Annotated in this window: 18 protein-coding genes; 13 read left to right on the forward strand and 5 right to left on the reverse strand. The window is 39.2% G+C overall.

The window, feature by feature from the left end:
• Positions 1-101 precede the first annotated feature (101 nt).
• The 6 genes from ruvB to ACWIUE_RS07455 all read left to right on the forward strand — a co-directional run bounded on the left by ruvB (position 102) and on the right by ACWIUE_RS07455 (position 5,262).
• Complete coding sequence (gene ruvB, locus ACWIUE_RS07430) at positions 102-1,100, forward strand: Holliday junction branch migration DNA helicase RuvB (RefSeq protein WP_454136088.1); 999 nt, start codon at positions 102-104, stop codon at positions 1,098-1,100.
• 76 nt (positions 1,101-1,176) lie between these two features.
• Complete coding sequence (locus ACWIUE_RS07435) at positions 1,177-1,416, forward strand: hypothetical protein (protein ID WP_454136089.1); 240 nt, start codon at positions 1,177-1,179, stop codon at positions 1,414-1,416.
• Between the two features lie 166 nt (positions 1,417-1,582).
• Positions 1,583-2,611 (forward strand): AI-2E family transporter, encoded by a 1,029-nt coding sequence (locus ACWIUE_RS07440; protein ID WP_454136090.1) that lies wholly within the window; start codon positions 1,583-1,585, stop codon positions 2,609-2,611.
• Between the two features lie 15 nt (positions 2,612-2,626).
• Positions 2,627-4,072: a dihydropteroate synthase gene (folP, locus tag ACWIUE_RS07445; protein ID WP_454136091.1), complete on the forward strand. Its 1,446-nt coding sequence runs from the start codon at positions 2,627-2,629 to the stop codon at positions 4,070-4,072.
• Entirely contained in the window at positions 4,065-5,012 is a 948-nt protein-coding gene (locus ACWIUE_RS07450; protein ID WP_454136092.1) for a hypothetical protein, read from the forward strand. Before folP ends, ACWIUE_RS07450 begins: the two co-directional genes overlap by 8 nt.
• Before the next feature lie 19 nt (positions 5,013-5,031).
• Positions 5,032-5,262 carry a hypothetical protein gene (locus tag ACWIUE_RS07455; protein WP_454136093.1) on the forward strand — a complete coding sequence of 77 codons (231 nt, stop codon included), beginning with the start codon at positions 5,032-5,034 and terminating at the stop codon, positions 5,260-5,262.
• A gap of 491 nt (positions 5,263-5,753) precedes the next feature.
• Here the strand turns inward: ACWIUE_RS07455 and ACWIUE_RS07460 are convergent, their stop codons facing one another.
• The 3 genes from ACWIUE_RS07460 to ACWIUE_RS07470 form a co-directional block, all read right to left on the reverse strand.
• Positions 5,754-5,981: a hypothetical protein gene (locus ACWIUE_RS07460; RefSeq protein ID WP_454136094.1), complete on the reverse strand. Its 228-nt coding sequence runs from the start codon at positions 5,979-5,981 to the stop codon at positions 5,754-5,756.
• A 345-nt stretch (positions 5,982-6,326) separates the two neighbouring features.
• Positions 6,327-6,476: a hypothetical protein gene (locus ACWIUE_RS07465; RefSeq protein ID WP_454136095.1), complete on the reverse strand. Its 150-nt coding sequence runs from the start codon at positions 6,474-6,476 to the stop codon at positions 6,327-6,329.
• 41 nt (positions 6,477-6,517) lie between these two features.
• A complete protein-coding gene (locus ACWIUE_RS07470; protein ID WP_454136096.1) occupies positions 6,518-7,120 on the reverse strand; it encodes a type II secretion system protein in 603 nt (200 codons plus the stop codon).
• A gap of 136 nt (positions 7,121-7,256) precedes the next feature.
• Between ACWIUE_RS07470 and ACWIUE_RS07475 the strand changes: the two genes are divergently transcribed.
• Positions 7,257-7,454, forward strand: coding sequence for a hypothetical protein (locus tag ACWIUE_RS07475; protein WP_454136097.1), 198 nt, complete (start codon positions 7,257-7,259; stop codon positions 7,452-7,454).
• Between the two features lie 7 nt (positions 7,455-7,461).
• On the opposite strand, the gene ACWIUE_RS07480 is transcribed toward ACWIUE_RS07475, so the two are convergent.
• A complete protein-coding gene (locus ACWIUE_RS07480) occupies positions 7,462-7,692 on the reverse strand; it encodes a helix-turn-helix domain-containing protein (protein ID WP_454136098.1) in 231 nt (76 codons plus the stop codon).
• A gap of 160 nt (positions 7,693-7,852) precedes the next feature.
• Between ACWIUE_RS07480 and ACWIUE_RS07485 the strand changes: the two genes are divergently transcribed.
• The 6 genes from ACWIUE_RS07485 (at position 7,853) to ACWIUE_RS07510 (ending at position 15,672) form a co-directional block, all read left to right on the forward strand.
• A complete protein-coding gene (locus ACWIUE_RS07485) occupies positions 7,853-8,035 on the forward strand; it encodes a hypothetical protein (protein ID WP_454136099.1) in 183 nt (60 codons plus the stop codon).
• 139 nt (positions 8,036-8,174) lie between these two features.
• The gene (htpG, locus tag ACWIUE_RS07490) at positions 8,175-10,070 is read left to right on the forward strand and encodes a molecular chaperone HtpG (RefSeq protein ID WP_454136100.1); all 1,896 of its coding nucleotides are present in this window, start codon (positions 8,175-8,177) and stop codon (positions 10,068-10,070) included.
• Between the two features lie 252 nt (positions 10,071-10,322).
• Positions 10,323-10,538, forward strand: coding sequence for a tautomerase family protein (locus tag ACWIUE_RS07495; RefSeq protein WP_454136101.1), 216 nt, complete (start codon positions 10,323-10,325; stop codon positions 10,536-10,538).
• Positions 10,539-10,546: 8 nt separating this feature from the next.
• Positions 10,547-12,883, forward strand: coding sequence for a hypothetical protein (locus ACWIUE_RS07500; RefSeq protein ID WP_454136102.1), 2,337 nt, complete (start codon positions 10,547-10,549; stop codon positions 12,881-12,883).
• Positions 12,884-12,950: 67 nt separating this feature from the next.
• Positions 12,951-14,378, forward strand: a complete 1,428-nt coding sequence (glnA, locus tag ACWIUE_RS07505; RefSeq protein WP_454136143.1) for a type I glutamate--ammonia ligase — start codon at positions 12,951-12,953, stop codon at positions 14,376-14,378.
• 253 nt (positions 14,379-14,631) lie between these two features.
• Positions 14,632-15,672, forward strand: a complete 1,041-nt coding sequence (locus ACWIUE_RS07510; RefSeq protein ID WP_454136103.1) for a glycosyltransferase family 2 protein — start codon at positions 14,632-14,634, stop codon at positions 15,670-15,672.
• 309 nt (positions 15,673-15,981) lie between these two features.
• Here ACWIUE_RS07510 and ACWIUE_RS07515 read toward each other — a convergent pair whose 3' ends face one another.
• Positions 15,982-17,370: a toxin-antitoxin system YwqK family antitoxin gene (locus tag ACWIUE_RS07515; protein ID WP_454136104.1), complete on the reverse strand. Its 1,389-nt coding sequence runs from the start codon at positions 17,368-17,370 to the stop codon at positions 15,982-15,984.
• Positions 17,371-17,435: the final 65 nt, after the last annotated feature.

Genomic DNA, 17,435 nt, shown 5'->3' on the forward strand with positions numbered 1-17,435 from the left:
ATGCTTGATTTGTCTGCGAAATCGCAGAATCTGCATTATTTTAATCCAAAATTCGCTACAATCGCGCCTAAAATTTAAAAAAATGACGGAGATTTGCAACTTTGGAGCGATTAGTAGAGATTGAGCGCGTGAGCTTTGAGGAAAAGGACGAAACTAGCTTACGCCCCGCAAAATTTAGCGAGTATATCGGGCAGGAAAATATCAAAAAAAATCTCCACATTTCTATAAACGCCGCAAAAAAGCGTGGTGAGGCGTTAGACCATATTTTGCTTTTTGGACCGCCGGGGCTTGGCAAAACGACTTTGGCGTATGTGATTGCTAATGAAATGGGCGCAAATATCAAGGTAACCTCCGCGCCGATGATTGAAAAAAGTGGCGATTTGGCGGCGATTCTTACGAATCTTAGCAAAGGCGATATTTTGTTTATCGATGAGATTCACCGCCTAAGCTCAGCGATTGAGGAAATATTGTATTCGGCGATGGAGGATTTTAGGCTTGATATTATCATAGGCTCGGGACCTTCGGCACAAACGATAAAAATCGACATTGAGAATTTTACGCTAATTGGCGCAACTACCCGCGCAGGAATGCTTAGTAATCCACTGCGTGATAGATTTGGCATAAATTTTAGAATGCAGTTTTATGAAGTCGCTGAACTAGCGCAAATCGTGCGACTAGCAAGTAAAAAGCTAAATAAGATTTGCACAGAGGATTCGGCGGTAGAAATCGCAAAGCGTTCGCGCGGGACGCCACGCGTGGCACTGCGACTTTTGAAGCGAATCCGCGACTTTGCGGAGTTCAACAACGAATCCACAATCGAAATAAAGCGCACCATTGAGGCTCTAAATGAGCTTGGAGTCGATGAGCGGGGCTTTGATGAGTTAGATTTGGCGTTTTTGCGCTTACTATGTAATGCAAATGGACGCGCTTTGGGGCTAAATACCATTGCTGCGGCGTTAAGCGAAGATGAGCGCACGATTGAGGACATAATCGAGCCGTATTTACTTGCAAATGGCTATATCGAGCGCACAGCACGCGGACGCGTAGCCACAAAAAAGAGCTATGATTTGCTAGAAATGGCATTTAAAGAGCTGTTTTAGGGTGCAAATCTGTAAGAGTTAGATTTGCAAATTATGCTATAATGCCGAGATTTTTGAAACTTTGTGGAGGTATAGGATGACACTGATTATAAAAAATGTCAAAGAGGAATATTTAAGCGCGTTTAAGGGACTTGCGGAGGGGACAAATGCCACACTCACAGCCGAATTTTGCAACGAATCTAGCGAATGCCCCATTTGCAAATCCTACAATTACGAGCCTAGCAATGAGCTTTTGGAGGCGATTGCTGAGGTAGAGAGAGGCGAAGTAACTCACTGCAAGGACTTTGAGGAATATTTGGTTAAAATCAATGAGTAAATACAAAATCGATTTTTCAAATCGCTACAAAAAACAGCGAAAGAAGCTTTCCAAGCAAGATATACTGATGGTTGATGAAATTATCAAGCGACTAGCGTGATATTTAAAATTTCGCATTAGATTCTGCGATATTTGCACATTGATATTCGCACATTAAGGGACGCAAATGAAGCCAAAATACTTCTTTTTTATCATCTTTTTTGCTACGCTTTATGGCATTTTATATCTTTATAAACCCTTTTTGATGAATCTCACAATCGCCGCGTTGCTTTGCATTGCGAGTTTTGGACTAAAAAAATACATCGATAGATTTGTGCGATATAATTTTCTCTCATCATTTTTTGCCGTATTTATTTTTTTAGCGATTTTTGTAATCCCGCTTTTTGTCGTGGGGAGCGAGATTTTACACGAGATTAAAAGTATCGATTTAAACGCCCTTACAAACTTCATAAAAGACACGCAAGAAAAGGCAATCGCCCTTTTGCAAAATCTCCCAGACGCCCTAAAAGAGCGCACAATCGAAGCGATAAAGTCCATAAACATCAGCGAAGGCGTGAGCTACGCGGTAAATTTAAGTGCGACTTTTGGCAAGGCAAGTGTGAAATTTTTCATAGATTTGGGATTTATCCTAATCTTTTTGTATTTATTTTACTACTACGGCGTTGTGATTCGCGACTACATCATCGATATTGTCCCATTTAGCAAGAAAACAAGCGTTGAGATTTTGAGCGAAACAGGTGGCGTGCTAAAAGTCGTATTTTTCACAAGTATCATTTCGATGATTTTGCAAGGACTAAGTTTTGGCGTGGTGGCGGGTATTTTGGGATTTAGCGGAGTGCTTTTTGGCGTGGCTTATGGTTTGGCGTCAATCGTGCCACTTGTCGGCGGGGCAATCGTGTGGCTGCCCTTTGCGCTGTATTTGTATTATTTGGGCGAAGTGAAAAGTGCGATTTTTGTGGCACTTTACTCGATGATATTTATTGGATTTGTGATTGATAATGTGATAAAACCGCTAATCATCGGCGTTGTGAATAACTTCGCCCTAAAAGAGCCCGTGAAAATCAACGAAATGATAATTTTCATCGCCATTTTGGCGGGGATGGCGAGTTTTGGATTTTGGGGAGTGATTATTGGACCGACTTTGAGTGCGTTTTTTATCGCGTTGCTTCGCGTGTATAAAAATCAAAAATTTTAAATTTGGAGTGCGAAAATGTTTATTTGGCGGATGAAATTTTTGGACTTTGGGGGCATTGGTGCGACAAAATTTGCCCGATTCTGCGGGGCGAAAAAGGGCAGGGTGTTTTATTTTAAAATCAGCGATTTGGGCGTTTCAACCGCGCTAATTTTAAAGCAAGAGGCAATTAGCGTGGGGGGCGATTTCATCACGCCAAAAGAGCTGATTTTAGGCGAAGGCGGGTGCTATGATGGCATTTTGATTGCCACGCACCATCAATTAGAAAAGTTAGTAAAAAAATGCGCGATTCAACCATTTGGACTAAAAAAAATAGGCGAAATTTTGCAAGAACATTTAGATTCTACGAATCGCAGAATCTCGCCCAAAAACGCAGAATCTAAAATAGATTCGTCATTGCGAGGCGCACGAAGCGAAGCGAGTGCAACGAAGCAATCCAAAAAAAATAATAATTTGGATTGCCACGATTTTGCTACGCAAAATCTCGCAATGACGGAAAATAACACAGATTCTGCGATTCAAATAAAAAACGCAGAATCTAGCGCAAATTGTCATATTGACTCCCATTTTTGTCATATTGAGCGAAGCGAAATATCTCAAAAAAATAGAGATTCTTCGCTCGTTTCACTCACTCAGAATGACAATGTAAATATCGCAAATCCGCCGAATCTAGCGCAAATTATGGGTATCATAAACATCAATGACGACTCATTTTTCGCAGAATCTCGCCTAAAAAACATCGATAAAATCCTACAAAAAATCGAAGCGATGATTTCGCAAGGCGTGGCGATTATCGACATCGGCGCGGTTTCATCTCGCCCGGGCGCGGAGCGAGTGGATGGCAAAGTCGAGTTAGAGCGACTAAAAGAGCCACTAGACGCCATTTTTAGCGCGGGATTCACGCAAAGGGCGGACTTTTCGCTTGATAGCTATAACTTTGAATGCGTAGAATTCGCGCTAAATCGCGGGTTTAGCATTATAAATGACATCGAGGGACTGCGCGATATGCGCCTTGCGACACTCGCGCAAAATAGCGATAAAAAAATTGTGCTTATGCACAACAGCTGGATTTATCCGCCCAAAGATTCGCAAAATATCATTCACGCAGTCGATGATTTTTTCGCCCAAAAGCTTGAATCGCTTTATAGATTCGGCATAAAAAAAGAGCAGATAATTTTGGATTTTGGATTTGGATTTGGTAAAACTGACAGCGAAAATATCACGCTAACGCGCAATCTAGCGCATTTTCGCCATTTTGGTTGTGCGCTACTTGTGGGGGCGAGTATGAAGCGCACGATTGGCGCACTTACAGAGCAAGAGACGCAAAATCGCCTTTTTGGCACGCTTGCATTACACCAAATCGCCCTTGATAACGGCGCAGATATTATTCGCTGTCATAATTTTAGCGCGCACATCGATATGCTAAAAGTGTGGAGTGCGCTAAATGGGGGCGTGCGTGACTAGAAGAGAGATTTTACTAGCGCAGTTAAGGGCGCACGGGCTGAATCACATTGAGAAATTAAGCGATTCGCAGTTAGAAGGCGAGTTTAAAAAGGCAACGATTGAGTGGAGCAAAAACTTTATTTCACATAATTTTAAGAGCGTCCAAAGCACGATTGAGGTGGCAGATTCTGCGATTGTGGCAAAAATCAAGGGGGCAAGTGACTTTTATGCACTTTTTAATGAGCTACTTGTCGAATATCCCTACGGCGCGATTTATGAGTGCATTGCAAATGCACTAGAAGTGGAGGCGGTGCAAAAGGCACTTTTGATTTTGGAGATAAAATACCGCCAATATCAAGAAATCATCATCGATGAAATCCGCAAAAAGACGCATTTTATGCCCGATGAAGAGGTGGCGGACTTTATGCTTTTTATTGAGAAAAATCGCGATGAGGTGGAGCTATTAAAAAATATTTTGGCGCAGTTAAATGACGCTAAAATCGCCCAAACTATCCGCAATATCAGCAACCTTAAAAAATACATTTTGAGCGAATTTATGCCCGATGATTTGGAGCAAAATTACAAGCAGTTTTTTAACCACTCAAAGGACAAGCAGGACTTAATCGCTAGCTTGCAAAAAATAAGCAGTGCGTATAGCAAAAAGCAGTTAGATGATATGACAAAGGGGGATTTGGTAGAGATTTTGAATGCGATAAAACAGCGCGAGATTGATGACAAAAAGGACAAAGAGGACTTTAAGAGATATTTCGCAGAGTTTAAAAACGCGCTGTATAGCGATGATACGAGCGTTTTTGATGCGCTAGTCATTCAAGTGCTCGAAGATGTGAGTAAGGATTGCTTGGCAAAGTTAAAGGCGCATTTAAGTGCGGAGGATACGCTATTTGAAAGCAAATTCACAATGGCACAAAGAGAGTGGAATCGCCTGAAAGCACACGGATAGGGTTTGATTTGGGGAGTGTGTGGGAAGTTTGGGGAGATTCTGCGATTCGCACGAAAATCGCAAATCTAATAAAAAAATACAAAAATCGCAGAATCTGCGCCAAAAAACTATTAAGATTCTGCGAATTTATGGCGAATCGCAGAATCTAATGCAAAAAATTCGTCATTGCGAACTATTTTTTAAAGAAATCAAGCGCGATTTAAATATAAATATATCAAAAAAATGGCGACTTAACTGCTTGGGCGCGTAGCGGAGTGCTATTATTAAATGCAATTTTAAGTGTAGTTAGAAAAATCTTTATCGCACAAAGATTTTGGATGGGAAACTCTTACAAATAAAGCGATTGAAATCCTATCAGAAAAGCGCGAAAATCTTGTATTTATGCTTTGGGGCAAATATGCGCGTAGCAAAAAAATACTAATCGATTCTAACAAACATTTAGTATTAGAATCTTCACACCCGTCCCCTTTGTGGCAAAGATATGAAAAATTTATAGGTTACGGGCATTTTAGCAAATGTAACGATTATTTACAAAAAAAATGGCATAAACCCAATAAATTGGGCGTTACCTACATAAAACTTCAATATCGCTTTTATTAGCCAATCTATCCAATTACAACCCTTTAATTTTTGATTTATCGTCTATTTTTGAATTAGTCGTGTTATCTAACGAATTTATCGCATATAAAATCAATCCACCAAATACAAGCATTAAACAAATTGCCACAATTAGTCCAACCATTACAATCTCTCCAATTCATTTAATTTTTTTACAAGATAGCGCATTGCAAAAACAAACATTATCGCAATTATAACTGCACCAATTATTGAGATTACAAGCTGAAATTTAGTAATTGTTTCAATATTGATTACAACAAACGCAATAATTCCAAACAAAGCAGTCAAAAGAGCAAATAAAAAACTCTTTGTCAAATCTAATGAAAATTTTACTCGCTCTTTTACACTCATATCCTGTCCTTTACACCTACTCCGTCCTTTTTACTCATAACTCAACTATTATGCCTACAAAAACCTTAAGAAATTATTAAGGTTAATAATATTATTAACTTTAAAAAAACAGATTCTTCTCCTTTGCTCAAATCCAAGATTTGCTTCGCTCCGCTCGTTCGCAATGAAGAAATAAAAGCAGATTCTGCGATTTGATTAAAATGCGGATTTTATAATAATTTTGTGGAAATTATCGTTGTAGATTCTGCGATTTAGAGAGATTGTGGGATATTTAGAGAGATTCTGCGACAAATTTCGCAGAATCTAAATTCCCCCTTGCGGGGGAGAAAGTAGAATTAAAAAGAATTAAAACTCAACCGTGCCCGTAGAAGCAAGTGGGATGATTTTATTTCCCGGACCGCCAGAGCTTGCAAAGGATGTTTTTAGTGCGTAGCAGAAGTTTGTCGCTTTTGAGACTGTCACGTGGTCGCCACCGATATTATTTGGTGAGAACACTAGATTCCCCCTTGCGGGGGAGAAAGTAGAATTAAAAAGAATTAAAACTCAACCGTTCCTGTAGAAGCAAGTGGGATGATTTTATTTCCCGGACCGCCAGAGCTTGCAAAGGACACTTTTAGCGCGTAGCAGAAGTTTGTCGCTTTTGAGATTGTCACATGGTCGCCACCAATATTATTTGGCGAGAATACCAGCATACCTTCATTTGTGTTGATACCTAGCACCATTCCGCAGTCGCCTTTTTTGCCACCGCTAGTTGTTTGGACATTACCGATGGGCGCAATGCCGTTTGCTTGCTCCACTGAAAGAGCGGCATTTGTTGTAGAGATAGGATTACCACCCTTATTCCACCTTGCGCCATCCAATCCTGCCACTTCGATTATCCAATCACCCCACTCTTTGCTTGGAGTTTGCCCTGCGACTGGTTTATTTGGGTCTGGTGCTTTGCTCTGCGTAGGGTCGATATTATCGGCAAAGACTTTTGCCACAATCGCCTTTTGTGCGCTTGCCAAGTCGCTTCTCGCAGTTGCTACCTGCGCATCTGTCCTAGTTGCGACAAATCGTGGCACCGCCACCGCCGCCAAAACGCCAAGTATTACGATAACAAATACTAACTCAATCATACTAAAACCACTTCGTTTCATTTTGAACCTCCTGAAAATTAAATTTTGATGAAACGAGTGAATTTTGACAAATAGTTAGTAAATACAAAATAAATTTTGCAAAATAAAAAAAAAAAAAACGATTTTTGTAACTTTTAGTAATGATTTTTGGGTGGTTTTGGATTTTTTGGAGAAAATTTTGAGGTTTTGTGAGATTTTTTTGTGTGAGATTCTGCGAATTTTACAGAATCTTAAAATTATACCCACCCCCTTAATCCCCCTCCGCAAGGGAGGGGGAACAAAAAGCAGATTCTGCGAATCACACGAAAATCGCAGAATCTGCCCTAAATTTCGCAGAATCTTCGCACAAATCTAGCGCAAAATCACACCCCATCTAAAATCCCAAGCTCTTCGATTTTGGCGCGAATCGCTTCGTATTGGCGCAGTTTTATGTAGTTTTGCAAGTAGCTTTTCACCCAATATGGCACATTTTTGCTTGAACCCCAATTATTCACGCTTTGCTGACTTATGCCAATCATTTCGGCGAACTCTTTTTTGCTCAAATTTGCCCGTGCTAACAATATTTTTAACTCTTTTGCGCCTAGCGTTTCCATTGAAAAGCATATCAGCAAAAAATATTCCTAATTTAACGAAAATTATACCCTTTTGATTATATTTTAAGAAAATAATATAATCTTTTTAGTATATTTTAAGAAAAAATTAAGATTAAAACAATATAATTGCGTTTTTAATTTTATTTCACAAAGGGAAACTATGCAAAGGACAGATTCAAAGGCAAATGCGAAGGCGCAATCCAAATCCACAAACAAAAAAGACGAATTTTCAAAGCTGAAAATTTTGGCGTTAGAGTTAAAAAATATGCAGCTTCAACTGCTAAAAGATTTAAACAAAGGCGATTCATACAAGGCGAATCTTAACGCACGGGCAGAATGTTAGGGATAAATTAAGGCGATTTGACTTAAATAAATTTATATTGCTAAACGCAAGTAAGTTTATAAGATTGCTATCAACTTTTTGATTTTTTATCAAAACTATGCTATATTTGCTAAGTATTTTTTAAAATTAAGGAGCAAATATGAGCAAAAAACATTCATTTCAAACGGAAATCACGCAGTTATTGGACTTGATGATAAACTCTTTGTATTCAAACAAAGAGATTTTTTTACGCGAACTCATCAGCAACGCCTCTGACGCGCTTGATAAGCTAAACTACTTGACGCTTAGCGATGAGAAGTTTAAAAACATTGAGTTTAAGCCCCAAATTACGATAAATTTCGATGAAAAAAAGGGCGTTTTGAGCGTTGAGGACAATGGCATCGGTATGAGTGAAAAAGAGCTAGTCGAAAATCTAGGCACGATTGCAAAAAGCGGGACAAAGAGCTTTTTAAACGCATTAAGTGGCGACAAAAAGAAAGATTCGGCACTCATCGGGCAGTTTGGCGTGGGATTTTATTCAAGTTTTATGGTGGCTTCCAAAGTCATCGTAACCTCCAAAAAGGCTTCAAATAAGGCAAAAGACGACAAAGCATTCGCTTGGATTAGCGATGGCAAGGGCGAATACGAAATCGGCGAATGCGTAAAGGACGCATTTGGCACAAAAATCGAGCTTTATTTAAAAGATGACTGCAAAGAGTTTGCGAATCGCTGGCGAATCGAAAACTTAGTCAAAAAATACTCCGACCACATCGCATTTCCTATCGTGCTAAACTACGAAACAACCGAAACTATCGCAGAATCTAACGAAGATTCTGCGAAAGATTCAAATAAAGATTCTGCGCAAGATTCTGCGAAAAAAGAAAAAATCGTGCAAAAAAGTGAGCAAATCAACAAAGCAAAGGCACTTTGGAAAATCCCCAAAGCAGAGCTAAAAGAGGCGGATTATGTGGAGTTTTATCAAAATTTAAGCCACGATAACACCGCACCATTAGCCCACATTCACACCAAAGTCGAGGGCAATTTGGAATATACGACACTCTTTTTTATCCCTGCACGCGCACCTTTTGACTTGTTTCGCGTGGATTATCAAAGTGGCGTGAAACTCTATGTAAAGCGCGTTTTTATCACGGATAACGATAAAGAATTGCTCCCGCAATACTTGCGATTTGTGCGTGGAATCATCGATAGCGAGGACTTACCACTCAATGTGAGCCGTGAGATTTTGCAACAAAACAAAATTTTGGCAAATATCAAAAGCGCGAGTGTGAAAAAGATTTTGGGCGAAATTGAAAAACTATCAAAAGACACCGAAAAATACAAGATTTTTCACAAAGAGTTTGGAAAACTGCTAAAAGAGGGGCTTTATAGCGATTTTGAAAACAAAGAAAAATTGCTAAATCTCTGCCGATTCACCACCACAAAGGGCGATTTTGTCGCACTAGCGGACTACAAAGCAAATGCCAAAAATGACAACATTTATTATCTAATGGGCGCGGATTTGGAGCTACTAAAAAGTTCTCCATTGCTTGAAAAATACAAAAAAGATGATATTGAAGTTCTGCTTTTAAGCGATGAGATTGATAGCTTTGTGATGCCAAGTGTAGGCGAATTTGAGGGATTGCAGTTTAAAAATATCGCAAATGAAACTAACGATGAGATTGATGAAACCACAAAAGCAGAATTTGCAAGTTTTTTGGAGGAAACCAAAAAGATTTTGGGCGAAAAAGTCGCCGAAGTAAAACTCTCAAATCGCCTTGATAAATCCCCTGTGTGCGTCATTTCAAAGGAATCAAATCCAATGATGGAAAATCTAATGCGCCAAATGGGGCAGGAATACAAAGAGGAAGCACCAAACTTTGAGATTAACCCGCACCACGAGATTATCGCTAAATTAAAGGCGTTAGATTCGGAGCAAAAACGCGCAGATTTGATTCACCTGCTTTTTGATAGCGCGAAACTACTTGAAAAAGGCAGCATAGAGGACGCGAATCTATTTAGCGAACGACTAAATAAGCTAATCGTTTCTAGCATTTAGAGATAAATTTTTAAGCGATTTCTGCGCGTGTAAGAAGCGCGGAATGTAGATTCTGCGAATTTGTGACATCTAAAAATCGCAGAATCTAAATAAAATCACAAAATCTAATAAAAATCGCAGAATCTGCCCTAGATTCTGCACTTTTTGGTAATTTTCGCAGAATCTAGCGAGAAATTTGGCAAATTTGGCAAGTTAGATTCTGCGAATTTATGCTAAAATTTCGCGTTTAAAATCTCAAACAAAGGACGCAAAATGCCACTTGTAACGATAAAATTAGCAAAGCCAGAGTTGCCCAAAGCGCAAAAAGAGCAACTAATCGCCGACATTACCGAGCTACTCTCCACCAAATACGGCAAGGCAAAAGAGCGAATCGTAGTCTGCCTTGAATCAATCGAGCCTAGCGACATAGGATTTGGCGGAGTTAGCGTAGAGCAAATCAAAAAGCAAATAAAAAAAGCAAAAAAGTAGAATTTTAAATGAAAATCACAAAGGCGGATTTTTCTAATTTTTTTATTTTTACCAAAAGCATAAAAATTGCGTTTGTCGCGTTAAGTGCGCTTTTTGTCGTGCTTTTAGCGATAAATTTTGCGCTAATCATTTATGCCAAAGATAATGCAAAAACTTCGCAAATTACGCTAGATGATTATGGAAGGGCAAAAATCGAGTTTGGCAAATGGGATTTTTTGCTTCGCTCAGGCAGTCTTTCAAAAGTTGAGTTAATCAGCGTTGCGTGGGAAAATGCAATAAATTCAAATGCCATAAAAATTACTTCCAATGCAAAGCGATTTATAAATTTTGAAAGCGCAAAGATGCCACCAAAAGGGGCGTATTTGGGAGAGGCAACCTATAAAATGAATTTTTTGCCATTGCTAAAAAATATTGTTATTTATTATTTTGCGATTTTGGGTGCGGTGCTTGGGATTTATCTCTTAATGTGCGTTATTTATAAATGCAAAATTAAGAGCGATTTTACGCGCTATCGCCAAATCTCGCATTATGCGATTTTGTCAATCGCCTTTTTGATTTGCGTTTTTGTGCCATATCAGCTTTGTAGCACGGATATTTCGCAGTTTGATTCTGCGTCTTTGAGGGCGGTGTTAAGTGCTCTTTTTGGTGTGTTTGTGCTTTGCAGTTTTGCGGCGATTTATTTAATTAGTTTTATTCCAAAGCAGTTTTTAAACGCTGTGGCGTTTGTTTTAAGTGTAATTTTATTTAGTGGGATTGTGCATAGTTTTATTTTGGTGGGCGATTATGGTGCGATGGATAGATTTTTCTTGCAAATTCCACCTGCAAATAATGGAGCGCAAATCTTTGAATTTATCGCTGTTGTGCTGTTTGGAAGTGCAGTAATTGCGTTATTGCTAAAACATTTAAAGCGCCCAATGCAAATAATTTTTGCCACGCTTTTTGTGGTAAGTGCGATAAATGCGGTGTGGATTTTAGATTCTGCAAATCACACTAAAATCGCAGAATCTAGCGTAGATTCTGCGATTCCCCCCCCCCCCAATTTGTTAATCGCAGAATCTAACTCGCTTACAAAATCTCCTCTTTTTTCCTATTCCAAAACTCAAAAAAATATCGTAATTTTTATGTTAGATATGTTTAGCGGGTCGCATATGCCTTATATTTTGGAGAGATTTCCGCATTTTAAAAATGCACTAGATGGTTTCACACTTTTTCCAAACTCCATTTCCAGCGCAAATGCTACGATTTATGCGATGCCTTCAATCATTGGTGGAGAGCATTACACTATCTATAATATGAATGCGCGGGGCGAAAATCACGCATTAGCCGAAGCGCAAGCGTATAAAGATATTGGTTTGGCATTTGCAAATGCTTTGTATGAGCCTAGTTTCCTAATGTATGGAATTGCAAAGAGAGATTTGCTAATCGCAGAATCTAAACTATTTTGGTTTGATAACTATGAGCCTTTTAGGCAATATTTTTTAAGCAAACATCCGCATTTAGAGCGTTTGCTAGATGATGCGAAGCATTATGATTTAGTAAAAATGTTAAGTTTTGGGGTGTTTAAATTCGCCCCAAAGATTTTTCGCAAAAATATTTATAATGATGGCTTGTGGCTACAACAACAAGGCAAGATAGATAAAAATTCGGTCATTACACACATTGCGCCATTTTACGCAAATACTCACATAGTAAATGCAAATGCAAACAAAGCGACTTTTAAATTTATCCACAGCAATATGACACACGCGCCTTTTGGCGTTTATTTTAATGGCACGGAATGCGAGTATTTGCAAAATAACACCATTTGGGAAAATACAAATCCACACATCCATTCAATGAAAAAGGGACGCTATTCCTACCAGCATTTTGATACTGAGATTTGTGCGTTGCAATATTTGACACATTATATTGAAATGCTAAAAAAACTTAATATTTATGATAATACGCAAATTTTTATTGTAAGCGACCACGCTGGGGATGATAGCTTTAATATGCCTAGATTGGTGCCAAGAGCAATTGGTGCTGATACGCTGTTTTTGTTTAAAGATTTTAACGCAAAAGGTGCGCTAAAAATTGATAATCGTTTGGTGGCAAATTATGACATTGCTAGTATTTTTTGTGCAAATTTACCAAATGGATGTCCAAAAGTTAGCAAAAATATTTTGCAACATTATCCTAAAAATCGAGAGATAATTCACGCGCGACCAGGCGATGATTTTAATATCCACAAGCCAAATCTTTGGTTTATACAAAGGGCGTATAAAGTCAGCAAAAGTATTTATGGTGTGGAAAATTGGGCGGATATTAGCAATTTGGAAAATGGAATTGTCAATGCAAAAAAATAGCATTTAAAGCATTTTTGTGTAAAATACAAGACTTTATTTTAAAAACTAGGAGCGATTTGAAATGGATATGAATAGAGTTAGCGCGATTAGCGAGTTTTTTAAGTTTTGCAAGGACAATGAAGCGGAGTTTGTGGGCTTTCGATTTACCGACATTAAGGGCACTTGGCGACAAATCACTTTTAGCATTAGCGAAGTAAATGATGAGAGTTTCAAGGGAATCCCCTGCGATGCGAGTTCTGTGGCGGCGTGGCAGCCTATCGATAAATCCGATATGCTTCTTATCCCCGACCCCGTGCGATATTTTTTAGACCCATTTAGCGCGGATACCACGGTCATCGTGTTTTGCGACATTTGGGATATTTACAAAAACGAGCCTTATGAAAAATGTCCGCGAAGCATTGTCAAAAAGGCGATGGAGTTTGTGAAAAAGGAAAATATCGGCGATGTGGTGTATTTTGGACCTGAAAATGAATTTTTTATGTTTGATAGCATAAAAATCAAAGATTCAATCAACTGCCAATACTACGAGATTGACACCGAAGAGGGCGAGTGGAATCGCAATAGAGAGTTTGATGGGAGCGTAAATATCGGGCATAGAAGCGGGACAAAGGGCGGATATTTTGCGCTACCACCGATTGATTCGAGTAATGACATTCGCGCTGAAATGGTAAAAGTGCTAAATCAAGTGGGCGTAGAAGCATACTTGCAACACCACGAAGTAGGACAGGCGCAGTGCGAAATCGGCGTGAAATTTGGCGATATGCTAGAAGCTGCCGACAATGTCCAAAAGCTAAAATATGTCGTAAAAATGGTAGCGCACCTAAATGGCAAAACCGCGACTTTTATGCCAAAGCCCCTATTTGGCGACAATGGAAGCGGAATGCATGTGCATATTAGCATTTGGAAAGGCAAGAAAAATCTCTTTGCAGGGGACAAATATCAAGGTTTAAGCGACTTTTCTCTTTACTTTTTAGGCGGAGTTTTGAAGCACGCACGAAGCATTGCCGCTTTTACAAATGCTAGCACAAACTCATACAAACGCCTAATACCGGGCTTTGAAGCACCCAGCATTTTAGCCTACTCCGCGCAAAATCGTAGCGCAAGTGTGCGAATCCCATACAATAGTGGCGAAAAAAGTAAGCGCGTGGAGTTTCGCTTCCCTGATAGCTCCAGCAATCCGTATTTGGCGTTTGCCGCGCTACTAATGGGCGGAATCGATGGCGTGAAAAATAAGATTCACCCCGGAGAGCCTATGGATGTGAATTTATTTAAGCTAACCCTTGATGAAATCCGCGATAAAGGCATAATACAGCTTCCGCACACTTTGCGAAGTGCGATTGAGGAAATGCTTGCTGATAGGGAGTTTTACAAGCAAGGTGGCGTGTTTAGCGAGGAATTTTTGCAAACTTATAAGGCGTATAAGTTTAAGGCGGAGATTTGGCCGTGGGAGGCGAGACCGCATCCGTTTGAGTTTGTGAGCACATATTCGTGCTAATTGGGTGCAATTTGTATTTTACAAATTATGCAAAATTCTCCCCATCCTCCCAAATGTGCGCGGGGGATTAAGGGGGTGGGTTAAATTAGATTCTGCGCTTTTTGTGTGAGATTCTGCGAATCGCAGAATCTAATAAATAAAAGACAAAATTCGCAGAATCTAGCGCAAAAATCAAATAAAATTCGCAGAATCTGCGCTAGATTCTACGATTCGTGCTACAATTACAATTTTATTTTAGATAAAAGGACGCATTTTGAATTCTACTTATAATCCCCCCCCCCGAAGCAAAAATCAGCATAAAACCTACGAAAATCCCACAGGGACGCTATTTATCATTATCCCAATTTATAATGTTGCGCCGTATTTAGGGGAGTGCCTAGACTCGATTGCCGCGCAGACTTATGGCAATTTTAGGGCGATTATGGTGGATGATTGCAGTAGCGATGATTCAGCGAAAATCGCCACGCAATACACGAAAGATGAGCGATTTATCTTACTTCAAAAGCAACGCAATGAAGGTCTAGGGATGGCGCGAAACACGGGATTAGATTATGTTTTTGCTTCGCTAAATCCGCAAGGTAGCGATTATATCGGGTTTGTAGATAGCGATGATGTCGTGGCGTGCGACTATTACGCGAATCTAATCTTTTGTTTAGAAGCGCACAAGGGCATTTCGGTGGCAAAGAGTTTTAATGTGATTCGCTTTAATGATAGCGATTATAAAAAGTCGATTTTTGCCTACCGCGCGAGAAAATCAAAGGGTGGCATAACCGCAAAAGGTAGCAAAATCGCTTCGTGGTTAATGCTCTGTCGCGCGGAGTTTTTAAGGGATTTGCGCTACTCAAATGCCCGTTTGGGCGAGGATATCACCTTTGGCAATATCATTAATGCGCTTTCAAATAAAGTCGCCTACACTCGCTCCGCACGATATTTCTACCGCCAAAGAGAGGGTTCGCTGATGAAACTTTGGCGGTATTCAAATGATGAGCAGTTGCGTAATTTTGCGTATATGCTAGGCGAGTTTGCGCGACTGAAATTGCTTGAAGCAAATGAGATAAAGACGGATTTGGTGGAGAATGTGGGCGATGAGTATTTTGGTAGGTTGCAAAATATTGTGCGGAGTTATAATTTTAGTGAGGTGATTTATAAACGCAATCCAAATTTGCGGGCAATCGCAGAATCTCGCCAAAAATCGCAGAATCTCGCAATGACAATGTTTCACGCGAATCGTGCTATTTTCCGTCATTGTGAGAAAATGAGCAGCATTTTCGTGGCAATCCGCAGGATTGAATAAAGAAACTTCGGCTTTGCCTTGTTTTGCGAACGCAGTGAAGCAATCATCCAAACCCTGCGAATCTAAAAGAAAATGAAAATCAATGACTCAAAAATGAATCAATAAATTATTTTTAGAATCTAAACCACAAATTCGCTATAAAGTAAGCGATTCGCCTTTGATTCACAAGTCTCTTAAATAGATTGCTTCGCGGCGAATCTTCTTCGAAGATTCGCCTCGCAATGACAGCATTAGATTCGCCTTAATTTGCCTTACAATATGTCGAAAAATGCACCGAATCTAACGCGTTTCCCAAAAAATCATAAAAAATTATTGATTTTTGGGTTTGGGTAGTAGATTGTAGATTTTGTCCTTAAATGCGCTTTTGTCAATTAGCTCTTTAAACTGCCTTGAAAACGCTCGACAATTACCACCATTTTTTGCCACACAAGCATTTTGTGTATTTTGGGTGTTGTAATTTATAGTGCCTATTTCGCTACCTTGATACAATGTGGTTGTAGTGGTTTGTTGTTGCGCCCAAGGCAAACCTTTAGATTCGCTTGTTGTATCTATTTTTAAATTTGCCTTTGAGATAGTTTCTTTTTCTGGGTATTTGTCTTTGATAAAAGCTAGAACTTTGGCATCATCGCTAAAATTATGTTTTTTAAACTCGGCAATTAGAGCATTATCATATTCTTTTCCTATTTGAGCTTTAACCTTTTTAGTTTCAGTTCCATCAGCACCAAGCATCATAGGCAACATACCATAAGCTTCGTTAAATGAATTTACATATGCTCCGTATGCCTCACCAATATTTTTAGGTTTAGATTGACATTCTTGTGCTTTTTGAATAGTTTGATAGCTAGGCTTAATGCGTATTTCTCCACGATTATATTTTCCTACTTCATTGAGCGCATTATTGCACTCCATATACTCATCATAATTCTGCCCATCTTTTTTCATAGCCTCTTTTAATGGTTGTTCATATTTGGCTTTTAGTTTTGGTGATAGCGTTTTATTTAGCTCTTTTAATATGTCCGTTAATGTATTATAAGTGCGAGTTATTTCTATGCCATTTTCTATTTTTGTTTGCAAAAAAAGAGCAATATTATTATCTTTATAAGCACGCGTAATCACTGCTTTATCATCTACATAATCAATAGTTACTTTGGTAAAGGATTCTAATCCTTCCGCCTTATATGCTGTGGCTGTGCCGTTTAATTTGCCGTTTTTGTATGGCAATTCTTTGATAAGATTTTCATCTTCATCATAGATTTTTGTAACGCCATCTAAAATACCTTTTTTATAGGTAGATTCTTGCAAGACAATATATCCTGTCGAATCATAACTTTTCCAAACGCCCTCTTTTACGCCACTTTTGCAAGTGCCTTTTTCTTTGTATTTTTCATAAACAATTCTCCTGCCATTAAAAACTTTTCTTGTTTGTTGCAACTCAACTTCGCCACTGCCACTGCATTTTTCACGCTTTACGCTCTCTTTCTCGCTGCCACCAAAAAGTCCGCCAAGAAACGATGAAACTACACCTGAATCGCTCTTTTTGCTTTCGCTACTTGTGGTAGATGAGCTTTGTGCGCTTGTGCTATCGCCACCCATCATAGAATCAAAAAATCCACACCCACTAAACACCGCGCCCATTAGCACGATTCCACTTGCTACCGCCACTATTTTGCCTATTTTGTTAAATGTCCCATTTCTCATTTTTTGTCCTTTCAAAAATAAATTTTAAGGCTTTATGCCTTTTTACTAAATCCGCCACGCTTTTT

The sequence above is a fragment of the Helicobacter sp. 23-1045 genome (assembly GCF_053654655.1).

What these genes read in the sequence shown, in the direction of transcription:
- ACWIUE_RS07495 (WP_454136101.1), top strand. Translation starts at nt 10,323, where the DNA reads ATGCCACTTGTAACGATAAAATTAGCAAAGCCAGAGTTGCCCAAAGCG.
- htpG (WP_454136100.1), top strand. Translation starts at nt 8,175, where the DNA reads ATGAGCAAAAAACATTCATTTCAAACGGAAATCACGCAGTTATTGGAC.
- ACWIUE_RS07460 (WP_454136094.1), bottom strand. Translation starts at nt 5,981, where the DNA reads ATGAGTGTAAAAGAGCGAGTAAAATTTTCATTAGATTTGACAAAGAGT.
- ACWIUE_RS07435 (WP_454136089.1), top strand. Translation starts at nt 1,177, where the DNA reads ATGACACTGATTATAAAAAATGTCAAAGAGGAATATTTAAGCGCGTTT.
- ACWIUE_RS07440 (WP_454136090.1), top strand. Translation starts at nt 1,583, where the DNA reads ATGAAGCCAAAATACTTCTTTTTTATCATCTTTTTTGCTACGCTTTAT.
- ACWIUE_RS07480 (WP_454136098.1), bottom strand. Translation starts at nt 7,692, where the DNA reads ATGGAAACGCTAGGCGCAAAAGAGTTAAAAATATTGTTAGCACGGGCA.
- ACWIUE_RS07515 (WP_454136104.1), bottom strand. Translation starts at nt 17,370, where the DNA reads ATGAGAAATGGGACATTTAACAAAATAGGCAAAATAGTGGCGGTAGCA.
- ACWIUE_RS07500 (WP_454136102.1), top strand. Translation starts at nt 10,547, where the DNA reads ATGAAAATCACAAAGGCGGATTTTTCTAATTTTTTTATTTTTACCAAA.
- ACWIUE_RS07470 (WP_454136096.1), bottom strand. Translation starts at nt 7,120, where the DNA reads ATGAAACGAAGTGGTTTTAGTATGATTGAGTTAGTATTTGTTATCGTA.
- glnA (WP_454136143.1), top strand. Translation starts at nt 12,951, where the DNA reads ATGAATAGAGTTAGCGCGATTAGCGAGTTTTTTAAGTTTTGCAAGGAC.
- folP (WP_454136091.1), top strand. Translation starts at nt 2,627, where the DNA reads ATGTTTATTTGGCGGATGAAATTTTTGGACTTTGGGGGCATTGGTGCG.
- ACWIUE_RS07485 (WP_454136099.1), top strand. Translation starts at nt 7,853, where the DNA reads ATGCAAAGGACAGATTCAAAGGCAAATGCGAAGGCGCAATCCAAATCC.